Consider the following 23681-nt stretch of genomic DNA (forward strand, 5'->3'; position numbering starts at 1 on the left):
CCGCCGACGCCTGGGGCCGTACCTCGGTGCAGGACCGTTCCAATGTGCTGTTGAAAATCGCCGACCGCATCGAGCAGAACCTCGAACTGCTGGCCATTACCGAAACCTGGGACAACGGCAAACCGATCCGCGAAACCCTGAATGCCGACATTCCGCTGGCAGTCGATCACTTCCGCTATTTCGCTGGCTGCATTCGTGCACAAGAAGGTGGCGCCGCCGAAATCAACGAAGGCACCGTGGCCTACCACATCCACGAACCGCTGGGCGTGGTCGGGCAGATCATCCCGTGGAACTTCCCGATCCTGATGGCCGCCTGGAAGCTTGCACCGGCCCTGGCCGCTGGCAACTGCGTGGTGCTCAAGCCGGCCGAACAGACCCCGCTGGGCATCACCGTGCTGCTGGAAGTGATCGGTGACCTGCTGCCCAAAGGCGTGCTCAACGTGGTGCAGGGCTATGGCCGCGAAGCAGGTGAAGCGCTGGCGACCAGCAAGCGCATCGCCAAGATTGCCTTCACCGGCTCTACCCCGGTTGGCTCGCACATCATGAAATGCGCTGCCGAAAACATCATCCCGTCTACCGTGGAACTGGGCGGCAAGTCGCCGAACGTGTACTTCGAAGACATCATGCAAGCCGAGCCGAGCTTCATCGAGAAAGCGGCCGAAGGCATGGTGCTGGCTTTCTTCAACCAGGGCGAAGTGTGCACCTGCCCATCGCGGGCGCTGGTGCAGGAGTCGATCTACCCGCAGTTCATGGAAGTGGTGATGAAGAAGGTGCTGCAGATCAAGCGCGGCGACCCTCTGGACACTGACACCATGGTTGGCGCACAGGCCTCGCAGCAGCAGTTCGAGAAGATCCTCTCGTACCTCGAGATCGCCCAGCAGGAAGGTGCCGAGCTGCTGACCGGTGGCAAGGTTGAAAAACTCGAAGGCTCGCTGGCCACCGGTTACTACATCCAGCCGACCCTGCTCAAGGGCAACAACCGCATGCGCGTGTTCCAGGAGGAAATCTTCGGCCCGGTGGTCAGCGTCACCACCTTCAAGGACGAAGCCGAAGCGCTGGCGATTGCCAACGACACCGAGTTCGGCCTGGGCGCCGGCGTGTGGACCCGCGACATCAACCGCGCTTACCGCATGGGCCGCGGGATCAAGGCTGGCCGTGTATGGACCAATTGCTACCACCTGTACCCGGCGCATGCCGCGTTCGGTGGCTACAAGAAGTCCGGGGTTGGGCGTGAAACCCACAAGATGATGCTCGACCACTACCAGCAGACCAAGAACCTGCTGGTGAGCTACGACATCAATCCGTTGGGCTTCTTCTAAGCAACTAGCTGCAAGTCGCAAGTCGCAAGTCGCAAGTCGCAAGTCGCAAGTCGCAAGTCGCAAGTCGCAAGAGTAAAGCGGATCGCCCGCCGACTCGCTTTTCTCTTTCAGCTTGCAGCTTGCAACTTGCAGCTTGCAGCTTGCAACTTGCAGCTTGCAACTTGCAGCTCCCTGGCTCGCTTCCTGCAGTACCCATCACCATCGGCGCGGACCCCTTCCGCCCACCAAGAAAAACAACAGGTGAAACTATGCCAAGCGATCAATCCGCCGGCTCGCCGGCAGGCTCTTCCGTCGACTTCGAGAAGGTCGGTTCGGACTATTTCCAGCAACGTGAATTGAAAAAAGGCGCGGCCGGCTGGGTGCTGCTGGTCGGCCTGGGGGTGGCCTATGTCATTTCCGGCGACTACGCCGGCTGGAACTTCGGCCTGGCCCAAGGTGGCTGGGGCGGCATGTTCCTCGCGACCCTGCTGATGGCCACCATGTACTTGTGCATGTGCTTCTCGCTGGCCGAGCTTTCCTCGATGATCCCGACCGCTGGCGGTGGCTACGGCTTTGCCCGCAGCGCCTTCGGCCCCTGGGGCGGTTTCCTTACCGGCACGGCGATCCTCATCGAATACGCGATCGCCCCCGCCGCCATCGCGACCTTCATCGGCGCCTACTGCCAGTCGTTGTTCGGCATTGGCGGCTGGATGATCTACCTGGCGTTCTACGTGGTGTTCATCGGCATCCACATCTTCGGGGTGGGCGAAGCACTGAAGTTGATGTTCATCATCACGGCCATCGCCGCCATTGCCCTGGCGGTGTTCCTGGTGGCCATGGTGCCCCATTTTGATGCAGCCAACCTGTTCGACATCGCCAAAACGGACGCTGTCGGCGCCAGCAGCTTCCTGCCGTTCGGCTATGTCGGGGTATGGGCGGCGATCCCGTATGCCATCTGGTTCTTCCTCGCCGTCGAAGGCGTGCCGCTGGCCGCCGAAGAAACCAAGAACCCCAAGCGTGACCTGCCACGCGGCCTGATCGGCGCCATGCTGGTGCTGCTGGCCTTTGCCCTGCTGATCCTGGTGGTCGGCCCTGGCGGCGCGGGTTCCGAGGCGCTGAAAGCTTCCGGCAACCCCCTGGTCGAAGCATTGGCCAAAGCCTACGGCGGCGCTACCTGGATGGGCAGCTTCGTCAACCTGGTCGGCCTGGCCGGCCTGATCGCCAGCTTCTTCTCGATCATCTATGCCTATTCGCGGCAGATTTTCGCCCTGTCCCGCGCCGGCTACCTGCCGCGCAAGCTGTCGGAAACCAACAAGAGCAAGGCGCCGGTCATGGCCCTGGTCATTCCTGGCATCATCGGTTTTGCGCTGTCGCTGACTGGCCAGGGCGACCTGCTGATCCTGGTCGCGGTATTCGGCGCTACGCTGTCGTACGTGCTGATGATGGCCGCGCATATCACCCTGCGCATCCGCCGGCCGAAGATGGAGCGCCCGTACCGTACCCCTGGCGGCATCTTCACCTCCGGCCTGGCCCTGGTGCTGGCGTGCATCGCCGTGGTCGCCGGTTTCCTGGTGGACCCGCGCGTGGTGATTGGCGCCGCAGTGATCTATGCGGTATTAATTGCCTACTTTGCTTTCTACAGCCGCCACCACCTGGTAGCGGGCACCCCGGAAGAGGAATTCGCCGCGATCCAGCAGGCCGAAGAGGCTCTGCACTGACCGGCGCCACCCGCCGCGGGGCAACCCGCGGCTCTGGAGATTCTGTATGGCAAGTTTCGTACACACGGTCGGCCACCTGGTCTACCGCTTCGACAGCCTCAAGGATGTCATGGCCAAGGCCAGCCCGGCGCGCTCCGGGGACTGCCTGGCAGGCGTTGCGGCAAGCAACGACGGCGAGCGCGTAGCCGCGCAGATGGCCTTGGCCAATATCCCGCTGACGCATTTTCTCAACGAAGCCCTGATCCCCTACGAAGCCGACGAGGTCACCCGGCTGATCATCGACAGCCACGATGCCCAGGCATTTGCGCCGGTCAGCCACCTCACCGTCGGCGGCCTGCGTGACTGGTTGCTGAGTGAAGAGGCCAACGAGGACAGCCTGCGCGCCCTGGCGCCGGGGCTGACCCCGGAAATGGCGGCGGCGGTATCGAAGATCATGCGCGTGCAGGACCTGGTGCTGGTGGCGCAAAAAATACGTGTGGTCACCCGTTTTCGCGGCACCATGGGCCTGCGCGGGCGCCTGTCGACCCGCCTGCAGCCCAACCACCCGACCGACGAGCCGGCCGGCATTGCCGCCAGCATTCTCGACGGCCTGCTGTACGGCAACGGCGATGCCATGATCGGCATCAACCCGGCAACCGACAGCATTGCCTCGATCTGCGCCCTGCTGGAAATGCTCGATGCCATCATCCAGCGCTACGACATACCCACCCAGTCCTGCGTGCTGACCCACGTCACCACCTCCATCGAAGCGATCAACCGCGGCGTGCCGCTGGACCTGGTGTTCCAGTCCATCGCCGGTACCGAAGCGGCCAATGCCGGCTTCGGCATTAACCTGAATGTGCTGCAGGAGGGTTACGAAGCCGGCCTTTCGCTCAAGCGCGGCACCTTGGGGCAGAACCTGATGTACTTCGAAACCGGCCAGGGCAGTGCGCTGTCGGCCAATGCCCACCACGGGGTCGACCAGCAAACCTGCGAAACCCGCGCCTATGCCGTGGCCCGCCACTTCAAGCCGTTCCTGGTCAACACCGTGGTCGGTTTCATTGGCCCGGAGTACCTGTACAACGGCAAGCAGATCATCCGCGCCGGCCTCGAAGACCACTTCTGCGGCAAGCTGCTGGGCGTGCCGATGGGCTGCGACATCTGCTACACCAACCACGCCGAGGCCGACCAGGACGACATGGACACCCTGCTGACCCTGCTGGGTGTGGCCGGGATCAACTTCATCATGGGTATCCCCGGTTCCGACGACATCATGCTCAACTACCAGACCACCTCGTTCCACGACGCGCTCTACGCGCGCCAGACCCTGGGCCTGAAGCCCGGGCCGGAATTCGAGGCATGGCTGGCCCGCACCGGCATATTCACCCAGGCCGATGGCCGGGTGCGCTTCGGTGACAACCTGCCGCCGGCCTTCCGCCAGGCCTTGGCACAGCTTGCATAGGGATCACCATGGACCATCGCACCCCTACCCCTGAAAACCCTTGGCTGGCCCTGCGCACGCTGACCCCGGCGCGTATCGCCCTGGGCCGCAGCGGTACCAGCCTGCCGACCGGGGCGCAACTGGACTTCCAGTTCGCCCATGCCCAGGCCCGTGATGCCGTGCACCTGGCGTTCGACCACGCTGGCCTGGCTACCCAGCTGGCTGAACGCGGCCGCGACAGCCTGGTGCTGCACAGCGCCGCCAGCGACCGCCACGAATATCTGCAACGGCCCGACCTGGGCCGGCGCCTGAACGAAGCATCGGTCGCCACCCTGCGCCAGCACGCCCAGGCCAACCCAGGCGGGGTCGACCTGGCCATCGTGGTTGCCGATGGCCTGTCGGCGCTTGCCGTGCACCGGCATACCTTGCCGTTGCTGAGCCGGTTCGAGGAACAGGCCGCCGCCGACGGCTGGACCAGCGCACCGGTGGTGCTGGTGCAGCAGGGCCGCGTGGCAGTGGCCGATGAGGTGGGTGAACTGCTGGGCGCGCGCATGACAGTGATGCTGATCGGCGAGCGGCCCGGGCTCAGTTCGCCCGACAGCCTGGGGCTGTATTTCACCTATGCGCCAAAGGTCGGCCTGACCGATGCCTACCGCAACTGCATTTCCAACGTGCGCCTGGAGGGCTTGAGTTATGGCATGGCCGCACACCGCCTGCTGTACCTGATGCGTGAAGCCTGCCGGCGCCAGCTGTCGGGGGTGAATCTGAAGGACGAAGCCGAGGTCCATAGCATCGACAGCGAACATGGCCCCGCGCAGCGAGGCAACTTCCTGCTTGGCGAGGGCTGAACACCCTGTCATGCAAAGCGGATTGCGCCGCGGGCCGGGCTTGGGGCAGCATGCCCTCGAAGCTGCTGGCAATCCGCTGTTTTCCCTAATGGACTCTGAGGGCCGCACATGCGCATCATCAAGGCAAAACTGGAACACCTCGACCTGTTGACGCCTATGTTCGTCAAATACCGTGAATTCTATGGGCAACTGCCCTATCCCGACAGCTCGCGCAGCTTCCTGGAAAAACGCCTGCAGCGGGACGAATCGGTGATCTACCTGGCGCTCCCCGATGATGACGACAACAAGCTGCTGGGCTTCTGCCAGCTGTACCCGAGCTATTCATCGCTGTCGCTGAAGCGGGTATGGATTCTCAACGATATCTACGTGGCCGAGGACTCCCGGCGCATGCTGGTAGCCGACCACCTGATGCGCGAAGCGAAGAAAATGGCCAAGGAAACCAACGCCGTGCGCATGCGGGTGTCCACAAGCAGCAACAATGACACGGCGCACAAGACCTACGAGTCCATCGGTTTTCGTGAAGATACCGAGTTCAAGAGCTACATCCTGCCCATCAACCCGGATTGACCTGCGTCCACCCCTGCGCGGGCAAGCCCGCCCAGGGGCAGATACGGCGCTACTGCGTGCAGTAACCCCCCGCTACAAACTCCCCGGGCATGATCGTCACTTAGCCGTATAATGGCCCGCCTGTCATGTGTGAAAATTTACCCATCCGCCGGTAAACCGAGCCTACGCCCAAGAACACAGGTGCTGTACATGGATTTCAACCCGCTCGACCTTATCCTGCATCTCGATGCCTACCTCGATTTGCTGGTCACCAATTACGGCCCCTGGATCTATGCCATCCTGTTTACCGTGATCTTCTGTGAAACCGGGCTGGTGGTGATGCCCTTCCTGCCGGGCGATTCGTTGCTGTTCATCGCCGGCGCCGTAGCCGCAGGGGGCGGCATGGACCCGGTCTTGCTGGCCGGCCTGCTGATGGCTGCTGCAATCATGGGCGACAGCACCAACTACGTGATCGGGCGCACGGCGGGCGAACGTTTGTTCAACAACCCCAATTCGAAGATCTTCCGTCGCGATTACCTGCAGCGCACCCACGACTTCTACGAGCGCCACGGCGGCAAGACCGTGACCATGGCGCGCTTCCTGCCCATTCTGCGCACCTTCGCCCCGTTCGTGGCCGGTATTGCCCACATGCATTACCCGCGCTTCCTGGGCTTCAGCGTGGCCGGCTCGTTGCTGTGGGTAGGTGGCCTGGTCACCTTGGGCTACTTCTTCGGTAACGTGCCGTTTATCAAGCAACACCTGTCGCTGATGGTAGTGGGCATCATCATCCTGTCGTTGGTACCGATGATCCTCGGCCTGCTGCGTACCCGCCTGGGCCGCGCGGCCAAGGCGCACTGACCGGCCAGTATGTGGTCGTTCCGCGCCTGGCGGCGCAAGCGGGCCTTGGCACGCTACCCGATCACGCCACAGCAATGGCAGGCCGTACGCGAATGCCTGCCGATGCTGGACGGCATCACCGACGAAGAAGACCACTGGCTGCGCGAAGCCTGCATCCTGTTCCTGCTCGACAAGCACCTCACGTGCCTGCCGGGCGTTGAACTGGGCGACCAGCAGCGGCTGCTGCTCGCCGCCCAGGCGCAACTGCCACTGCTGCACCTGGGCGAACTGAACTGGTACCAGGGCTTTCACGAAATCGTGCTCTACCCCGACGACTTCAAGAGCCCGCAGCGCCACCGCGATGCCAGTGGCGTGGAGCACGTGTGGGACGGCGAGCACAGTGGCGAGGCCTGGCAGCAGGGCCCGATCATCCTGGCCTGGAACGGCGTACTGGCCAGTGGCGGCTGGGAGGCCTACAACCTGGTCATCCACGAACTGGCGCACAAGCTCGACATGCTCAATGGCGATGCCAACGGCCTGCCGCCGCTGCACAGCGGCATGCCCGTGGCCGAGTGGGCTACCGCCATGCAACAGGCCTACGACGACCTCAACCGCCAGCTCGATGCCAACCCCGACGCCGAAACCGCCATCGACCCCTATGCGGCAGAGAACCCCGCCGAGTTTTTTGCCGTCACCAGCGAGTACTTCTTTAGTGCCCCCGACCTGCTCCATCAGGCCTATCCACTGGTCTATCAGCAGTTGGCGCTGTTCTACCGGCAAGACCCGCTGGCGCGCCTGCGCCGGCTTCAGGCCGAGCACCCCGACTACCGCGAAAGCCACGCCTGACGCGGCCGCACATCAGGCCAGGCGTGGCATGCCCCGGCAGAATGTGCCTATAATCGCCGCCACTTTTTTGGTCAAACACGGGGGCACTGCCCAATGAGCTACAGCAAGATTCCGGCGGGCAAAGACCTGCCGAACGACATCTACGTCGCCATCGAGATCCCGGCCAACCACGCGCCGATCAAATACGAGATCGACAAGGACAGCGACACGCTGTTCGTCGACCGCTTCATGGCTACCCCGATGTTCTACCCAGCCAACTACGGCTTCATCCCGAACACCCTGGCGGACGACGGTGATCCGCTCGACGTGCTGGTCGTTACCCCGTACCCGGTCGCCCCAGGTTCGGTTATCCGCGCCCGCCCGGTTGGCGTACTGAACATGACCGACGACGGCGGCGGCGACGCCAAGGTCATCGCGGTTCCTCACGACAAGCTCTCGCAGCTGTACGTCGACGTGAAGGAATACACCGACCTGCCAGCCCTGCTGATTCAGCAGATCGAGCACTTCTTTGCCAACTACAAAGACCTCGAGAAGGGCAAGTGGGTCAAGATCGAAGGCTGGGAAGGCGCTGACGCTGCCCGTGCCGCGATCACCAAATCGGTCGCTGCCTACAAGGGCTGATACCGGTTGCAGGAAGAACCCCGCCATGGCGGGGTTTTTTTATGGCCAATCGCTGTACTCGGCGAATACTCCTACACAGCCCTACAGCTGTGCCCTACAACCAGCCACTTTTCACACAAGCCCCGTCAACATCAAGTTGATATCCTTGCTGGCACCGCGCCGCTACACTCGCTGGCATGAAGACCTCCGGTGACCGCCTCAGGGCCCTGCTTCACGAATGCGGCCTTACCCCTTCCGATTTCGCTGCCCAACGCGGCGTCACACCGCAGCACGTCAACAATTGGGTCAAGCGCGGCGTACCCCTGGCACGGCTGGACGAAATGGCCGACCTGTTCTGCGTGCATCGCCGCTGGCTGCACACGGGCGAAGGGCCCAAGCACCCCAGCCCGATCCTGCGCAACGCCCGGCCGCGAAAGTTGCACACGCCCGCGCCGTCCCCGCTGCTGGGGGACCATGGCCGGCTGGTCAAGGTGCCGTACTACGAACTGCATGACGGCCTGCTCAGCCCAGTCGCCAGCAAACACCTGCGCCTGCCGGCAAAAGCGCTGCAGGGGTTGGGGGTTCGGGCCGACGATGCAATCAGCGTGACGATGCCCGACAGCAACATGCTGCCGCTGATCCCGCAGGAGGCGGTGCTGGTGATCGACGTGAGCATGACCCAGGTGTTCGAGGGCGAAACCTACGCCGTGCTGCACAACGGCGCGCTGAGGGTGAATACCCTCAGCCTCGGCCAACATGGCACGCTGTACCTGCACAGCCATGACCGGCGCAACTATGCGGTTGAGCGCTATACCCCGGCGCAGCGCCAGGCGCAGGGCCTGGAAGTGCTTGGCTGGGTGTTCCACTGGTCGTATTTTCGCCAGCAGCGGCCCGGTTGAAACAACCTGTGCCATTTTTTGCTGGGCATCCAGAGCGTGCCCTTGTATGCTACGCCGCACATTCAGCCCCGACCGGCGCAAGCCGCAGTCCAGAGGGCTCGGCGACATCTCACACGGGTGTCTGCCATCTCTTTCAGGCCCTTGTGGCCACACAGTTAAGGCGATTGCGGCTTACCATAAATTAGTCGGAAGCGTCCCCGAGAAGCCGGCCACAAGCCGGCTTTTTAATGCCCCCGCATACTCGCCTGCCCGCCCGGGCAGAGCGCTTTCAGCCAGAGCAACCCTCAGAAGTCATAGCGCGCGCCCACCATCATGCTGCGCGACGGCCCATAGAAGTTGAAGGTCGACGTCGAGCCCACGCGCGACAAGTAATCGCGGTCGAACAGGTTGTTGACGTTGAATGTGGCGGTCAGCTGCGAAGTGACCGGGTACGACAGCATCGCATCCACCGTGGCATACCCTGGCGCATCGATGCGCACGCCACCGTTCTCGGCGTAAAAGTTGCTCATCGCCGAAATACCGCCACCGATTGCCAGGCCGTTCAACGGGCCTTGGCTGATGGTGTACTTGCTCCACAATGAGGCCTGGTTGCGCGGCATGATGAAGACCGTGGTCTCGGCATCGCCCTTGACAGTTTCGGTTTCCATCCAGGTGTAGCCGGCCAGCAGTTCCCAGTTCGGCGTCAGCTTGCCGCTTACTTCCACTTCCGCGCCCTTGACTCGGGTTTCACCGGCGGCTACCGAGTCGGTGGTCGCCACGCCGTCGGCGTCGTACAGGGTGGTAGCACGGTGCTTGTCGGTCAGGCGGAATACCGACAACCGCGTGTTCAGGTCGCCCCCGAAGTAGCTGCTTTTCAAGCCGAATTCATACTGCTCGCCTTCCCGGGGCTTCAAAACCCGGCCGCTGCTGTCGGTGGCTGACTGCGGCTTGAACACCTGCGAATAACTGGCGTACAGCGCGTGGGTGTCGGTGAGGTCGTAGACCACGCCGCCGTATGGGGTGAAGTGGCCGTCGACGCGCTTGCTGTCGTTGGTGCTGGCGCCACTGCCGAGGGTGGTGGTGTAGAAGTCACCGCGGTACCAGCTGAAACGCCCACCGGCGATCAGCGCCAGGCGCTCGACGGGGCGGAAGGTAACCTTGGAGTACAGGCCATATTCCTCTTCCTGCATACCGGTTTCGGTGCTGTAGTTGGGCGACGGCTTGGCAAACTGCTTTGGCGAGTAGGTGTTGACGTTGATGGCGCCCAGGTTGGTCGTGCCATTGAGGTACTCGGTGTCGTAGTTCTTGTAGTCGCTGCCGACCACGAACTCGCTGACCTGGCCGAAGGTCTCGAACGGCTGGCTGTAGCTGGCGTCCAGCGAGTAGGTGTCCTGCGTGAAATCGCGGGCGCTGGCACGCTCGGAATTGCCACCGGTAGCGGCGTTGGTGGCGGTGAAGGCGTACAGGTACTGGGTGTCGCGGTGGGAGCCACGGGCAGCAATACGGCCGTAACCGCCGTTGTCGAAGCGGTGGGTCAGTTCGGCGACCAGGTCGGTGGTCTTGCCGTCGAAGTAGTTCCAGTCGGCCCCGAGGAAGCGTGAATGGCTGAAGTCGGGCACCTCACCCGACAAGGTGGCCGGGTAGCCATTATGCGGGGTGATGTTCTTCACTTCGTGCATCAGGCCGAACGACACGGCAGTAGCGTCGCTCAGGTCGATGTCCAGGGCGCCATAGTAGCTATTGCTGGTGTTGGCGTTGTAGTCGACCTCGCCATTGGTGTCATCACGCGAAGCGATGAAGCGCCCACGCACACGACCCGCATCGTCGAGCGGCCCGCTCAGGTCGAGTTCTTCGTGGTTGGTGTCCCATGTGCCATAGCTGCCTTCGACGTGGCCCTGGAACTCGGCGGTGGGGCGCTTGCGCACCATGTTCACGATGCCGCCCAGCTCGCTGGTGCTGCTGAACAGCCCCGCCGGACCGCGCATGATTTCGACCCGGTCGAACGCTGCCAACGACGGCACAGTACCGAAGATGCTGGCCATAGGCGCCGGTAGCCCGTCGATATTGAACTCGCTGTACTCGTAGCCACGGGCATAGATGGATGAGCGGCCACTGTCGTTGGTCAGGGTCCGCAGGCCGGCGGTGTACTTGGCCAGGTCATCCAGGTGCACGAACTGGCGATCCTTGACGTAATCCTGGGTGTACACGGTGATCGACTGCGGGATGTCCTTGAGCGCCGCCGGGGTCTTGGTGCCCACGGTTGCAGCATCGACACTGTAGCCGCCGCTTTGCTCCGAAGGCAGCATGTCGTACAGGCGGTTGCCCTCGATGGTCAGTGCCGGCAGGTCGAGCGAGTTGCCACCACCGGCCGCCTGCGTCGCTACCGTTTCAGCCAGTGCCGACACCGAAAAGGGCGCCAGCAGCCCTACTACCAGCCAGCCCCGCACCCGTCGCGGGCCCCCCACACTGTTCAAACCGCTCATGACACACCCTCGCCCAATTGATAATAATTCGCAAACGACAGAAATTGCTTTTTGCGGAAGATACCGGAGCGAAAACCGGGGTGCAGCATGATTAACCTTCTTAACACATTGCGGCGTTGCCCTCGCCCCACGGTCAATGGGATGATGGCTAACTGATAGAAATTCTCATTCAAGGCTCAACGTGCCCACCTCACTGCTCCTTGCCGAAGACGACCCACGCCTGCGCCAGGACCTGGAACGCCATTTCCTCAACCGTGGGTTTCAGGTGCTGGCCTGCGCCAATGGCAGCCAGGCCCTGAATGCCATACGGCAATCACGCTTCGACCTGATTTTGCTGGACATCATGCTGCCGGGCATCGACGGCCTCAGCCTGCTGGACGAACTGCGCCACCAGCAAGCGGTGCCAGTGATGCTGATGTCGGCGCTGGGGGCCGAACAGGATCGCATCAGTGGCTTCACCCGGGGCGCGGACGATTACCTGCCCAAGCCGTTCAGCCTGGCCGAACTCGACGCCCGGGTCGATGCCCTGCTGCGGCGCGTGGCGCTCGACCGCGGGCCGGCGTTGCGGGCCGATGGGGGGGCAGTGATGCTGGACCATGAACGCCAGGACGCCCTTCACCAGGGCAGGCCTGCCGGGCTGACCGCATCCGAATTCCGCCTGCTGGCCACGCTGCGGGCTCACCCCGGCGAGGCGTTGAGCAAACCTTTCCTCTACCAGACCGTGCTGCACCGCGCCTACACGCGCCTGGACCGTGGCCTGGATGTGCATGTGTGCAACTTGCGCCGCAAGCTGGCCGACATCAGCGCCCAGCACCTGCAGATCCAGGCGGTCAGGGGCCAAGGGTACATACTGATAGACACGGACCAGCCCTGATGCGGCGGCACCCCCTACTGTGGAAACTGGCCCTGTTGCAGGTCGGTTTCTGTCTGCTGCTGACCTGGCTAATCTGGACCTGGGGGCTGTCGGTGGAACGCAGTACCTACTTCCTGTCGCCGGCTGACCAGCAATACCTGGCGCGCTACGCGCAACAGGCCGAACACGCCTGGAACCAAGGCGGCGCCACGGGCGCCGAAGCCTGGCGCAGGCAGCTGCAACGTACCGAAGGCACCTGGGCAGCCTTGATCGGCCCCCACCTGCAAAGCCTGGGCACCACGCCACTGAGCGCCGAGGAGGCCAGCCACCTTACCTTCATGCGCAAGCTGAACTGGCCCATGAGCCGGCGCCTGCAGGACGAACTGCCGTACGTCAGCATCGCGTTCCCGCAACACCCCGAAAACGGCCGGCTGGTGATGCAATTACCCGAACGCCTGCTACCCACTGGCCTTACGCCCTGGACCCACCTGATCACCCATGGGGTCGCCCCCACCCTGCTTGCCCTGTTGCTGGGCCTGGCCCTGTACCGCCATCTGGTAGTTCCCCTGAACCGCCTGCGGGACCGGGCCGACGCCTTGCGGGCCGACGACCTAGACAGCCCCGCGCTGCCGTTGCAGGAGCGCCGCGATGAGCTGGGTGAGCTGGCCCAAGCCTTCGAGCACATGGCGGTACGCCTGCGCCAGAGCCTGGAGCAACAGCGCCTGCTGCTGCGTACGCTGTCCCACGAGCTGCGTACGCCGTTGGCGCGGCTGCGCATCGCCCATGACAGCGACTTGCCGCCGCCGCAGTTGCGCGAGCGCCTGGACCGCGAAGTCGCCGACATGCAAAAGCTGCTGGAGGACACCCTGGACCTGGCCTGGCTGGACACCGAACAGCCCAGCCTGCCGACCGAGCCGGTACTGATGGTGGCCGTCTGGGAAGCCTTGTGCCAGGACGTCTGTTTCGAAAGTGGCTGGGCGCCAAGCCGCCTGCCTTGTTCGCTGGGCACCGCGTGCCGGGTGCAGGCCAACCTCGACAGCCTGGCCCAGGCCCTGGAAAACCTGATCCGCAATGCCGTTCGCCACTCGCCCGCCGAAGGCCGGGTCAGCCTGGATGGCTGGCGCGAGGGGGATTACTGGCACCTGCGCCTGAGTGACCAGGGGCCGGGGGTCGCGCACGCCGACCTGGAGCGCATCTTCCAGCCTTACCAGCGGCTGACCGAAAGTGGCGCTGGCTTTGGCCTGGGCCTGGCCATCGCCCGCCGCGCCATCGAACTGCAGGGTGGCCGCTTGTGGGCCAGCAATGGCCACCCAGGCCTGTGCCTGCACATGACCTTGCCGGCGGCCCGGGACTGTTTAGAAAGTTAATGCGCTTTACCCTCAATCAGGACTGATTATCATCTTGCTGTTCCCGCTTTGCGCGCCTGCAAAGCCCTGAAGAGATGCCTGATGAGCAAGTTGACCCTGGCCGTGACGATGGCACTGTGCCTGGCACAGCCGCTTGCTGCTCATGTTGCCCTTGCGCAGCCCGACCATGAGCAGAAGATGGACACCTCACTGCTGCAGCGCCATGACCTGGCCTACCGCTTCACTCAGCTCGACCTGGACTCGGCCGACGGCCAGCGGCATTACCGGCTGTGGGTCGGCAAACCGAACCAGCCGGCGCCAGCGGCGGGCTACCCGGTGCTGTGGATGCTCGATGGCAATGCCGCGCTGGGCGCACTGGATGGCCAGCAGCTGGGCCGGCTTGCCGCAGGGCAGGCGCCATTGCTGGTGGCGGTGGGGTACCAGACCGAGCAGCGTATCGACCGTGCCGGGCGCACCCGGGATTACACCCCGGCGGTGCCTGGCCAGGCTGAGCAGCTTGACCCACTGACCGGAGCGCCCAGTGGCGGTGCCGACGTTTTCCTGGACCTGCTGACCGGGCGCATGCGGGCGATGGTGGCAGATGTGGCACCGATCGACCTGCAACGGCAGACATTGTGGGGGCATTCCTATGGCGGGCTGGCCGTTTTGCATGCGCTTTTCACCCGGCCTTGGTCATTCAGCGACTATGCGGCTGCCAGCCCTTCGCTATGGTGGCACAACGGCGCGATCGTGGGTGAGGCGCAGGGGCTCGAGCAGCGCCTGGGAAGCAGCCGGCCGCGGCTGTTGCTGATGCGTGGCAGTGAAGAACCGGCGAACCCGCGCACGCAGGTGCAAGGGGATGTCGAGCGGCCGGCGCGTGAGCTGGTGGCAAGCCTGGCCAGGGTGCCAGGCTTGCAGGTTCGTTTCGAGCGGTTTGCCGGGTTGGGGCATGGGCCTATGTTGCCGGCTTCGCTGAAGCAGGTGATTGAAGGGATGTCGCGGTAAGCCTGTCAGCACCTTCCACAACGCCCGCCCCACGCTACCGCCAAAGGTCGTAGAACCGCGGCTTGCCAGCGGGGTGGCCACGTGCGGTATGCTGTGGCGGTCTTCAGGGCGGGGTGAAAGTCCCCACCGGCGGTAAATCGAAAGATGAGCCCGCGAGCGCCCCGGCCATGCCGGGGGTCAGCAGATCTGGTGCAACTCCAGAGCCGACGGTCATAGTCCGGATGAAAGAAGGCGTCAGGCGGGGGCCATCCGGGCGCCCCTGCGCACGCATTTTGTTCGCCCCGAGACGTTCATCGATCATTCACGAGGAGCGTTTCATGTCCACCCAGCACCACGCGCACTACCCCAATGTTTCCGCCGCCATCGCCGCCTTCAAGGCTGGGCGCCCTGTACTGTTGCTGGACGATGACGACCGCGAAAACGAGGCGGACATCATTGCCGCCGCCGAAAACATTACGCTGCAAACCATGGCCATGATGATTCGCGATTGCAGCGGTATCGTCTGCCTGTGCCTGGACGAAGCCACCGTCGACGCGTTGCAGCTGGCGCCCATGGTGCAGAACAACCAGGCCCGCCATGGCACCGGCTTCACCGTCACCATCGAGGCGGCCGAAGGGATCACCACCGGGGTTTCTGCCCAGGACCGCCTCACCACCATTGCTGCGGCACTGCGTTCCAGCGCCGAACAGCGTCATATCGTCAGCCCGGGGCATGTGTTCCCGCTGCGTGCGCGCAATGGCGGCGTGCTGGCCCGCCGTGGGCATACCGAAGGTTCGGTGGACCTGGCCCGCCTTGCCGGCCTGCGCCCGGCGGCAGTGCTGTGCGAACTGATGAACCCGGACGGGACCATGGCCCGTGGCGAACAGGTGGCGGTGTACGCGCGGCAGTACAATCTGCCGGTGCTGACCATTGAAGAGCTGGCGCGGTACCGGGAGGCGATGGTGGCGCTGGAAGCCGAGCCGGCCTGACAGGCCCAATTCGCGGGCACGCCCGCTCCCACAGGTATGGCGCAGCGCTTGAAGGCTGTGATGTACCTGTGGTAGCGGGCGTGCCCGCGAAAGGGCCTGTGAAACCAACCTCACGGCCCCGGAAGTTTGCTCCCCCCGCCCTGCTCTGCTAGTGTCGCGCCGTTCTGAATGCCTCCGAGACAGTCGCCATGGCCCGCAAAAAATCCTCCCTTGATTTCGAGCAATCCCTCGCAGACCTGCAAACACTGGTCGAGCGCCTGGAGAACGGCGAGTTGTCGCTGGAAGAGTCGCTGGCCGCTTTCGAGCAAGGCATCGCGCTGACCCGAGAATGCCAAGGTGCCCTGGCCCAGGCCGAGCAGAAGGTGCAAATTCTGCTGGAGCGTGACGGCGAGCTGGCTGCCCAGCCCTTCGACGCGGAGCCCGAAGCATGATCGGCAGCTACCAGGCCAGTTGCCAGAGGCGGGTGGATGCAGCCCTCGAACCGCTGTTCGTCGCCCCGACCAAAGAACTCGAACGCCTCTATGCCGCCATGCGCTACAGCGTGATGAACGGCGGCAAACGCGTGCGGCCACTGCTGGCCTACGCCGCGTGCGAAGCCCTGGGTGCCCCGGCCGAACAGGCCAACGGCGCGGCCTGTGCGGTGGAGCTGATCCATGCCTACTCGCTGGTGCATGACGACTTGCCTGCCATGGATGACGACGACCTGCGCCGGGGCCAGCCCACCACGCACAAGGCCTTCGACGAAGCCTGCGCCATCCTGGCCGGTGACGGGTTGCAGAGCCTGGCGTTCAGCGCCCTGCTCGATCCGCACCTCAGCCCGCAGGCCGACAGCGTCCGCCTGGCCATGGTCCAGGCCCTGGCCACGGCCGCCGGCCCAGCCGGCATGGTGGGCGGCCAGGCCATCGACCTTGGCTCGGTCGGGCTGAAGCTCGACCAGCGGGCACTGGCATTCATGCACAGGCACAAGACCGGCGCCCTGATCGAAGCCAGCGTGCGCCTGGGCGCACTGGCCAGCGCCCGTGCCGGCCAGCAGCAACTGGACGCCCTGCAAACTTATGCACAGGCCATCGGCCTGGCATTCCAGGTTCAGGACGACATCCTCGACGTGGAAGGCGACACCGCCACCCTGGGCAAACGCCAAGGGGCAGACATCGCCCGTGACAAACCGACCTACCCGGCCCTGCTGGGCCTGGACGCGGCCAAGGCCTATGCGATCGAACTGCGCGACCAGGCGCTGGTCGCACTGGAAGGGTTCGGCGAAAAAGCCGAGCCGCTGCGGGCACTGGCGCGCTATATCGTCGAGCGCCGCAACTAAGCACGGATACCCGCGCCATTGGGGTGTCACAAGCAGTGGTCGAATGGGCACTTTTCCCACAATGGGGTAAACTGCCGCGTCTTCACACACCTATAACGACTCGCCTGATGCCCACGACGTTTCAAGAGATTCCCCGCGAACGCCCGGTCACGCCGTTGCTCGACCGCGCTGACACGCCTGCCGGCCTGCGCCGGTTGGCCGAAGCCGACCTGGAGACCCTGGCCGACGAGTTGCGCCAGGAGCTGCTGTATACCGTGGGGCAGACCGGTGGGCATTTTGGTGCCGGCCTGGGCGTGATCGAACTGACCATCGCCCTGCACTACGTGTTCGACACCCCGGACGACCGGCTGGTGTGGGACGTGGGCCACCAGGCCTACCCGCACAAGATTCTGACCGGGCGCCGTAACCGCATGCTCAGCCTGCGCCAGAAGGACGGTATCGCCGCCTTCCCGCGCCGCAGCGAAAGCGAGTACGACACCTTTGGCGTGGGCCACTCCAGTACCTCGATCAGCGCAGCGCTGGGCATGGCCATTGCCGCCCGCCTGCAGAACAGCGCGCGCAAGTCGATCGCCGTGATCGGTGATGGCGCCCTCACCGCCGGCATGGCCTTCGAGGCGTTGAACCACGCCCAGGAAGTCAATGCCGACATGCTGGTGATCCTCAACGACAACGACATGTCGATTTCGCGCAATGTCGGCGGCCTCTCCAACTACCTGGCCAAAATCCTGTCCAGCCGCACCTACGCAAGCATGCGCGAAGGCAGCAAGAAAGTGCTGTCGCGCCTGCCCGGTGCCTGGGAAATCGCCCGGCGCACCGAAGAGTACGCCAAGGGCATGCTGGTGCCGGGTACATTGTTCGAAGAGCTGGGCTGGAACTACATCGGCCCGATCGACGGCCATGACCTGCCCACCATGATCGCCACCTTGCGCAACATGCGTGACCTGAAGGGCCCGCAGTTCCTGCACGTGGTGACCAAGAAGGGCAAGGGCTTCGCCCCCGCCGAACTCGACCCTATCGGCTACCACGCCATCACCAAGCTGGAGCCCGCCGACAAGCCTGTCGCACCGAAGAAGGCCAGCGGGCCGAAATACTCCGCGGTGTTCGGCCAGTGGCTGTGCGACATGGCCGCTGCCGACAACCGCCTGGTGGGCATCACCCCGGCGATGAAGGAAGGCTCCGACCTGGTCGATTTCAGCGAGCGCTACCCGCAACGCTACTTCGATGTGGCGATCGCCGAGCAGCACGCCGTCACCCTGGCAGCCGGCATGGCCTGCGAGGGCAGCAAGCCCGTGGTGGCGATCTACTCCACCTTCCTGCAGCGCGCCTACGACCAGCTCATCCACGATGTGGCGGTGCAGAACCTCGATGTGCTGTTCGCCATCGACCGCGCCGGGCTGGTGGGCGAAGACGGGCCGACCCATGCGGGTAGCTACGACCTGTCTTACCTGCGCTGCATCCCGGGCATGCTGGTGATGACCCCCAGCGACGAGAACGAGCTGCGCAAGATGCTCAGCACCGGCCACCTGTACAACGGCCCGGCTGCCGTGCGCTACCCCCGCGGCACCGGCCCGAACGCGCCGATCAGCGGCGACCTAGAGCCGCTGCAAATCGGCAAGGGCGTGGTCCGCCGCCAAGGCCAGACAGTCGCCCTGCTGGTGTTCGGCGTGCAGTTGGCAGAGGCCATGCAGGTTGCCGAGCAGATCAATGCCACCGTGGTCGACATGCGCTTCGTCAAACCTCTGGACGAAGCCCTGGTGCTGGAACTGGCTGGCAGCCATAAGCTGCTGGTCACCGTCGAAGAGAACGCCATCATGGGTGGCGCTGGCGCTGCGGTAGGCGAGTTCCTGGCCAGCCAGGCCGTGGTCAAGCCGCTGCTGCACCTGGGCCTGCCTGATATCTACGTCGAACATGCCAAGCCGGCGCAGATGCTGGCCGAATGCGGGCTGGATGCGGCCGGGATTGAGGCTTCGGTGAAAGCCCGCATGGCCAAGCTCGGCTTGTAATCCCCGGGGCCGCCTTGCGGCCCTTTCGCGACACAAGGCCGCTCAGAGACCGCGCCCGCTCTACCGGTTTGTGCAATACCTGTAGGAGCGGCCTTGTGTCGCGATCGAGGGCGCAGCCCTCGCAAAATGGTACTGCTTATGAAGAAATCTGCCTGTGCCGCGCTACTCTGCGCCCCCACATTGTTAATCGCCGCCGAACGCGATGACGCGCTGAAGCTCCCCGACGTGCTGATCAGCGCCAGCCGCCAGGTCGAGTCACGCACCGCCACCAGCGCCGCCAACACGGTCTTCACCCGCGCCGACATCGACCGCCTGCAACCCACCAGCATCACCGACCTGCTAAGCCGCGTACCCGGCGTACAAGTGGCCCCCACTGGCGGCCGTGGCAGCCTGCCGGGCATCTTCATACGCGGTACCAAGGCGGCGCAAAGCCTGGTGCTGGTGGATGGCGTACGCATTGCCAACGCCACTTCGGGCGACAGCGGCCTGCAGTTCCTCGACGTTGACCAGATCGAACGGGTAGAAGTGCTGCGTGGCTCGCGCTCGGCGGTGTACGGCAGCGATGCCATCGGCGGGGTGATCCAGATCTTCACCCGCCGCAGCAACACGCCCGGCCTGCAGCCGCGGCTGCGCATCGCGGCAGGCACCCACCACACCGTCGAGCGTAGCCTGGGGCTTTCCGGCGGCAACGACGCGACCCGCTTCAACCTCGGTGCCAGCCTGGATGAAACAGCCGGCATCGATTCGACTGGCCCATCCTTCGCCAGTGACGGCGACCATGATGCCTACCGTAACCAGTCCTTCAACCTGAGCCTGAGCCACACCTTCAGCGAGCGCTTCGAGGCCGGGGTCAACCTGCTCGACAGCCGTGGCCGCAGTGAATACGACAACCCGTTCGGGGGGTTCGACCCGGTAACCTTCGAGAGCTTCGGCCAGAAGCCCTACACGGACTTCAGCGTCAGCAGCCTGGGCAGCTATTTCGCTGCGCAGCTCAGCGATGCCTGGCGCTCGCGCCTGGAACTGGCCCACAGCGAGAACCGCGACGACAAGCGTGACAAGCTGAGCGCCGAGCGCTTCGTGTTCAACACCTACCGCGATCAGCTGACCTGGCAGAACGACCTCGCCCTGGGCGAACAACACACATTGCTGATCGGTGGGGACTGGTATGAAGACCGTGTCCATGCCAGTACCGACTTCACCGAAGACAGCCGCTGGAACCGGGCGGTCTTTGCCCAGCACCGCTACCAGGGCGAGCAGTTTTCCACAGAGCTGGGCGTGCGCCACGACCGCAACCAGCAGTTTGGCGGCCAGACCACCTGGAGTGGCAGCCTGACCGTGCCGCTGAACGCGGATAACGATGTGCTGCTGTCCTACAGCGAAGGCTTCCGCGCACCGACGTTCAACGACCTGTATTACCCGCAATACAGCAACCCGAACCTGGACCCCGAGCACTCGAAAAGCTATGAGCTGCAGTGGCGCAGCCAGCTGGCGACCACCACCCGCCTGGAGACCTCGCTATACCGGACCGACCTGCGCGACGCCATCGTATTTGGCCAGGACTCGATCCCGCGCAACGTCGCCTCGGCACGCATCAACGGCCTGGAAATGGCCTTGTCCCAGCAGTGGGCGAGTTGGCGCGCCCAGTTGGGCATGGCACTGATCGACCCACGTGACCGCGACACTGGCCACACCCTGGCCTGCCGCGCCCGGCGCACGTTGAGCCTGGACCTTGACCGCGACTTCGGGCGTTTCAGCGCGGGCGCCAGCTGGCAGGCCGTCAGCAGCAGCTATGACGATGAGGCCAACCGCAACCGCATCGGTGGCCACAGCTTGCTGGGCCTGCGTGGCAGTTGGGCTGCCAGCGACGAAGTGAAACTGGAAGCCAAACTGGATAACGTGCTGGACCGCCGCTATAGCCGCGCCCTGTACAGCTACGAAGGGGCCTACCACCCGTACCGCGAAGAAGGCCGCACGTTGCTGTTCAGCGTGACGTGGACGCCGGCGCTTTAGCGGCCAGCAACGCACACAAGCGGGCGGTGGCTTCAATCATTTGCCCGCTCGGGCGCTCCAGGCCTTTATCGGGTACCACCAGCAAACCGGCGTGGGCAACGGCGCGCAACTGCGGCCAGGCCAGCCAGCGGGTCAACTGCGCCTGGTCACCGGCCAGGATGACCTGGGGGTTGCGTAGCAACACCGACTCCACACTCACCTGCGGCGCCGGTTGGCTGAGGTCGGCAAACACATTGCGCGCCCCGCATACGGCCAGTGCGTCGCTCACCACCTGGCGGCCACCAAGGGTGTACAAAGGCCGATCCCACACCTGGTAGAACACCTGCAAGGGCTCGTCACGTCGGTACTGCTGGCGCAGTTGCCGCAACCGCTCGCGCAGGGCCCGGGCATACTGCTGCCCTTGCTCGGCACGGCCGACGCGCTCGCCAATCGCGGCGATCTGCTCGATGAGCTGGTCCAGGTCATGGGGTTCGGCGCTGAAGGTCGTGATACCCAGGCTTTTGAGCTGCTCGCGTTGCGCCGGCGGCACGCTGCCTGGCCACAGCAGCAACAGGTCGGGGCGCAGGCTCAGCAGGCGCTCCATGTTCAGCTGGCCTTGGCGGCCTACCGAGGGCAAATCGCGCAACGCATTTGGCCGTTCGCCCCCATCAAGCACACCCACCAGCAGGTCATCGGCCTGCAGTTCGAGCATGATTTCCGTCATCGAAGGCGCCAGGCTGACCACTCGCAAGGGTTCGCCAGCCAGCGCGGCACAGGCGAACAGTGCCAGCAGGCCAGGCAGCAGGCGCATCAGCCGAGCTGTCGTGGAATGCGGTAGAGGTACAACACCACCACGGTGGATATCGCCAACAGGATCTGCGGCACCGCTTCAAGACCGCCCCCTACAGACAGCGCTGCGACCCAGCCCGGGAAGCAGGCGTACAACATGGCCAGGCGCCGTACCCGTGCCAGCTCGATCCACGCGGCAGGCTCTTCAGCAGTACCCAGGGCTTTCGAGGTGGCGATGAGTGCACGCTTGTAGGCACCGAAACGTGGCAGGCTGAGGAACATGGTGGCCGCGCCGGCAATGAACAACGGCATGGCCAGAATCGGCACCAGCGCCTCACCGCCGCCAAAAGCCCAGCTCATGACCGGCAGCGGCAGCAGGCCCACCGCCAGGTACTGCCACCAGGCCAGCGCCAGCCGCCGCTTGACCTCGGCGCGGGTCACGCCTGGGGCACCTCGCCCTGGTGTTCGTTGCCGAGCATGTGGCCAAGCTTGCCGGCCTTGGTTGCCAGGTAGTAGCGGTTGTGCGGGTTATGCCCGGTATGCAGCGGTACTCGCTCGGCAACCACGATGCTCATGTCGGTCAGGGCTTTGACCTTGCGTGGGTTGTTGGTCATCAGCCGCAGCGCCTTCACGCCCAGGTGTTCGAGCATGGGCAGGCACATGGCGTAGTCACGCTGGTCGGCGGCAAACCCCAGGCGCTCGTTGGCTTCCACGGTGTCCGCCCCGCCGTCCTGCAACTCGTAGGCACGAATCTTGTTCAGCAGGCCAATGCCACGGCCTTCCTGGCGCAGGTACAGCAATACGCCGCGGCCCTCGCGGGCGATTGCCTGCAGTGCGGCCTCCAGCTGCGAGCCGCAGTCGCAGCGCTGGCTGAACAGAGCATCGCCGGTCAGGCATTCGGAATGCAGGCGCCCCAGCACCGGCTGACCATCCGCGATGTCACCCAGGCTGAGCACCACATGCTCCCGGCCGGTGGCTTCATCAAGAAAGCCGTGCATGGTGAAGGTCGCGAAGGGCGTCGGGAGTTTAGAGGCGGCAACAAAGACGACGGGCACGTTGTGCTCCTGGAAAAAGTGGGACATATCTCGTGAGCCGATTGTATCAGCAGGTTGCACAATATGGGCTGGCTGAATACCGCGGGGTAAGATCGAAAAGTTCGATACTTAGGCCAGGCAGGCCCGGCCTCAGTGCGGTTTGCTATCCGCAGTGAACGGATACGGTTGCCGCCAGTGCTCGAAAATCGGCTTCAGCTCGCCACTGCGTACCAGCTCGGCCATGCGCTTGTCGAACAGGTCGCGCAGGGCCTTGGCCTGGTCGTTGCGGGCAAAGGCCAGGTACAGCGGCAGCTCGGCCACGTGGGTGCGGCGAAAGCGTTCGGGCTGCGATGACTGGTTCAGTACGTAATCGACTTCAGTCTGGGAATCGATGTAGAAGTCCACACGGTCATGCTCCAGCATCGGCAGGATGCCTTCGCGGCGCTGGATTTCACGGAACTCATGCACATCGGGCAAGTAGCTGCCGTAGTCGTAGCCACGTACCCAGGCCAAGCGGTACTTGCCCACATTCTGCGACGTGGGCACAGGCTTGCTGGCCAGCCCCAGCGCATAGATATGATCCATATCGAAGTGCCAGCGCGGGTACAGGTTGTCGTCGTTCTCTTCCTTGTAGGAGCCGACCCAGGCATCCGCCTCGCCACGTTTCACCAGGCCGACCGCGCGGCTGTAGGGTGCACTTTGGGTCACCACCTTGACCCCGGCCGGCTCGAACACCTTGCGCAGAACGTCCCAGGCAACGCCGGTACCGTCAGCATTGGTGTAGTCGATCCACTCCTCGCTGACCAGCTGGATCTGCTTTGGCAGGCCTTCGGCAGCCACCGCCCACGGGGCGACACTCAGCAGCATCGCCAGCAGCACAACCCTCATGGCCATTCACGCGCTCC

22 protein-coding genes and 1 riboswitch are annotated in these 23681 nt (G+C 64.2%); of the genes, 17 read left to right on the top strand and 5 right to left on the bottom strand.

Annotated elements, in window-relative coordinates:
* From GYA94_RS04485 to GYA94_RS04525, 9 genes are all read left to right on the top strand, one after another.
* Positions 1 to 1319: aldehyde dehydrogenase family protein (locus GYA94_RS04485; RefSeq protein WP_161891866.1), on the top strand; the 1319-nt coding region annotated here is incomplete at its 5' end.
* A gap of 248 nt (positions 1320 to 1567) precedes the next feature.
* The gene (eat, locus tag GYA94_RS04490; RefSeq protein ID WP_009685742.1) at positions 1568 to 3016 is read left to right on the top strand and encodes an ethanolamine permease; all 1449 of its coding nucleotides are present in this window, start codon (positions 1568 to 1570) and stop codon (positions 3014 to 3016) included.
* 46 nt (positions 3017 to 3062) lie between these two features.
* Positions 3063 to 4457 carry an ethanolamine ammonia-lyase subunit EutB gene (locus GYA94_RS04495; protein WP_029886281.1) on the top strand — a complete coding sequence of 465 codons (1395 nt, stop codon included), beginning with the start codon at positions 3063 to 3065 and terminating at the stop codon, positions 4455 to 4457.
* Between the two features lie 8 nt (positions 4458 to 4465).
* Positions 4466 to 5284, top strand: coding sequence for an ethanolamine ammonia-lyase subunit EutC (eutC, locus tag GYA94_RS04500; protein WP_110676930.1), 819 nt, complete (start codon positions 4466 to 4468; stop codon positions 5282 to 5284).
* A 108-nt stretch (positions 5285 to 5392) separates the two neighbouring features.
* Complete coding sequence (locus GYA94_RS04505; RefSeq protein ID WP_110676928.1) at positions 5393 to 5851, top strand: GNAT family N-acetyltransferase; 459 nt, start codon at positions 5393 to 5395, stop codon at positions 5849 to 5851.
* Positions 5852 to 6040: 189 nt separating this feature from the next.
* Positions 6041 to 6688: a DedA family protein gene (locus tag GYA94_RS04510; protein WP_009685738.1), complete on the top strand. Its 648-nt coding sequence runs from the start codon at positions 6041 to 6043 to the stop codon at positions 6686 to 6688.
* Between the two features lie 9 nt (positions 6689 to 6697).
* The gene (locus GYA94_RS04515; RefSeq protein ID WP_029886279.1) at positions 6698 to 7513 is read left to right on the top strand and encodes a M90 family metallopeptidase; all 816 of its coding nucleotides are present in this window, start codon (positions 6698 to 6700) and stop codon (positions 7511 to 7513) included.
* A 93-nt stretch (positions 7514 to 7606) separates the two neighbouring features.
* Positions 7607 to 8134 (top strand): inorganic diphosphatase, encoded by a 528-nt coding sequence (gene ppa, locus GYA94_RS04520; RefSeq protein ID WP_003255365.1) that lies wholly within the window; start codon positions 7607 to 7609, stop codon positions 8132 to 8134.
* Between the two features lie 176 nt (positions 8135 to 8310).
* A complete protein-coding gene (locus tag GYA94_RS04525) occupies positions 8311 to 9012 on the top strand; it encodes an XRE family transcriptional regulator (protein ID WP_161891867.1) in 702 nt (233 codons plus the stop codon).
* Positions 9013 to 9296: 284 nt separating this feature from the next.
* Here GYA94_RS04525 and GYA94_RS04530 read toward each other — a convergent pair whose 3' ends face one another.
* Positions 9297 to 11474 carry a TonB-dependent siderophore receptor gene (locus GYA94_RS04530; RefSeq protein ID WP_161891868.1) on the bottom strand — a complete coding sequence of 726 codons (2178 nt, stop codon included), beginning with the start codon at positions 11472 to 11474 and terminating at the stop codon, positions 9297 to 9299.
* A gap of 181 nt (positions 11475 to 11655) precedes the next feature.
* Here GYA94_RS04530 and GYA94_RS04535 point away from each other — a divergent pair, with 181 nt between their 5' ends.
* The 8 genes from GYA94_RS04535 (at position 11656) to GYA94_RS04570 (ending at position 20974) form a co-directional block, all read left to right on the top strand.
* The gene (locus tag GYA94_RS04535) at positions 11656 to 12348 is read left to right on the top strand and encodes a response regulator transcription factor (RefSeq protein ID WP_161891869.1); all 693 of its coding nucleotides are present in this window, start codon (positions 11656 to 11658) and stop codon (positions 12346 to 12348) included.
* Complete coding sequence (locus tag GYA94_RS04540) at positions 12348 to 13694, top strand: HAMP domain-containing sensor histidine kinase (RefSeq protein WP_009685731.1); 1347 nt, start codon at positions 12348 to 12350, stop codon at positions 13692 to 13694. Before GYA94_RS04535 ends, GYA94_RS04540 begins: the two co-directional genes overlap by 1 nt.
* An 81-nt stretch (positions 13695 to 13775) precedes the next feature.
* On the top strand, positions 13776 to 14678 hold the full coding sequence (locus tag GYA94_RS04545; protein WP_161891870.1) for an alpha/beta hydrolase: 903 nt from the start codon (positions 13776 to 13778) through the stop codon (positions 14676 to 14678).
* A 95-nt stretch (positions 14679 to 14773) separates the two neighbouring features.
* Positions 14774 to 14915: riboswitch (FMN riboswitch) on the top strand.
* Positions 14916 to 14995: 80 nt separating this feature from the next.
* Positions 14996 to 15646 (top strand): 3,4-dihydroxy-2-butanone-4-phosphate synthase, encoded by a 651-nt coding sequence (ribB, locus tag GYA94_RS04550; RefSeq protein WP_161891871.1) that lies wholly within the window; start codon positions 14996 to 14998, stop codon positions 15644 to 15646.
* A gap of 188 nt (positions 15647 to 15834) precedes the next feature.
* A complete protein-coding gene (locus GYA94_RS04555) occupies positions 15835 to 16077 on the top strand; it encodes an exodeoxyribonuclease VII small subunit (RefSeq protein ID WP_009685726.1) in 243 nt (80 codons plus the stop codon).
* Entirely contained in the window at positions 16074 to 16961 is an 888-nt protein-coding gene (ispA, locus tag GYA94_RS04560) for a (2E,6E)-farnesyl diphosphate synthase (protein ID WP_009685725.1), read from the top strand. Before GYA94_RS04555 ends, ispA begins: the two co-directional genes overlap by 4 nt.
* 107 nt (positions 16962 to 17068) lie before the next feature.
* A complete protein-coding gene (dxs, locus tag GYA94_RS04565) occupies positions 17069 to 18964 on the top strand; it encodes a 1-deoxy-D-xylulose-5-phosphate synthase (protein ID WP_161891872.1) in 1896 nt (631 codons plus the stop codon).
* 138 nt (positions 18965 to 19102) lie between these two features.
* A complete protein-coding gene (locus tag GYA94_RS04570) occupies positions 19103 to 20974 on the top strand; it encodes a TonB-dependent receptor domain-containing protein (RefSeq protein ID WP_161891873.1) in 1872 nt (623 codons plus the stop codon).
* Here the strand turns inward: GYA94_RS04570 and GYA94_RS04575 are convergent.
* The 4 genes from GYA94_RS04575 to GYA94_RS04590 form a co-directional block, all read right to left on the bottom strand.
* Complete coding sequence (locus GYA94_RS04575; RefSeq protein WP_110676913.1) at positions 20946 to 21764, bottom strand: cobalamin-binding protein; 819 nt, start codon at positions 21762 to 21764, stop codon at positions 20946 to 20948. The genes GYA94_RS04570 and GYA94_RS04575 overlap by 29 nt on opposite strands.
* Positions 21764 to 22183: an MFS transporter gene (locus GYA94_RS04580; protein WP_161891874.1), complete on the bottom strand. Its 420-nt coding sequence runs from the start codon at positions 22181 to 22183 to the stop codon at positions 21764 to 21766. The genes GYA94_RS04575 and GYA94_RS04580 overlap by 1 nt, the downstream gene beginning before the upstream one ends.
* Positions 22180 to 22797, bottom strand: coding sequence for a GTP cyclohydrolase II (gene ribA, locus GYA94_RS04585; protein ID WP_029886268.1), 618 nt, complete (start codon positions 22795 to 22797; stop codon positions 22180 to 22182). Before ribA ends, GYA94_RS04580 begins: the two co-directional genes overlap by 4 nt.
* 129 nt (positions 22798 to 22926) lie before the next feature.
* Positions 22927 to 23670, bottom strand: coding sequence for a substrate-binding periplasmic protein (locus GYA94_RS04590; RefSeq protein WP_054904996.1), 744 nt, complete (start codon positions 23668 to 23670; stop codon positions 22927 to 22929).
* Positions 23671 to 23681 lie beyond the last annotated feature (11 nt).

Source organism: Pseudomonas juntendi (assembly GCF_009932375.1).
Classification (GTDB): domain Bacteria; phylum Pseudomonadota; class Gammaproteobacteria; order Pseudomonadales; family Pseudomonadaceae; genus Aquipseudomonas; species Aquipseudomonas juntendi.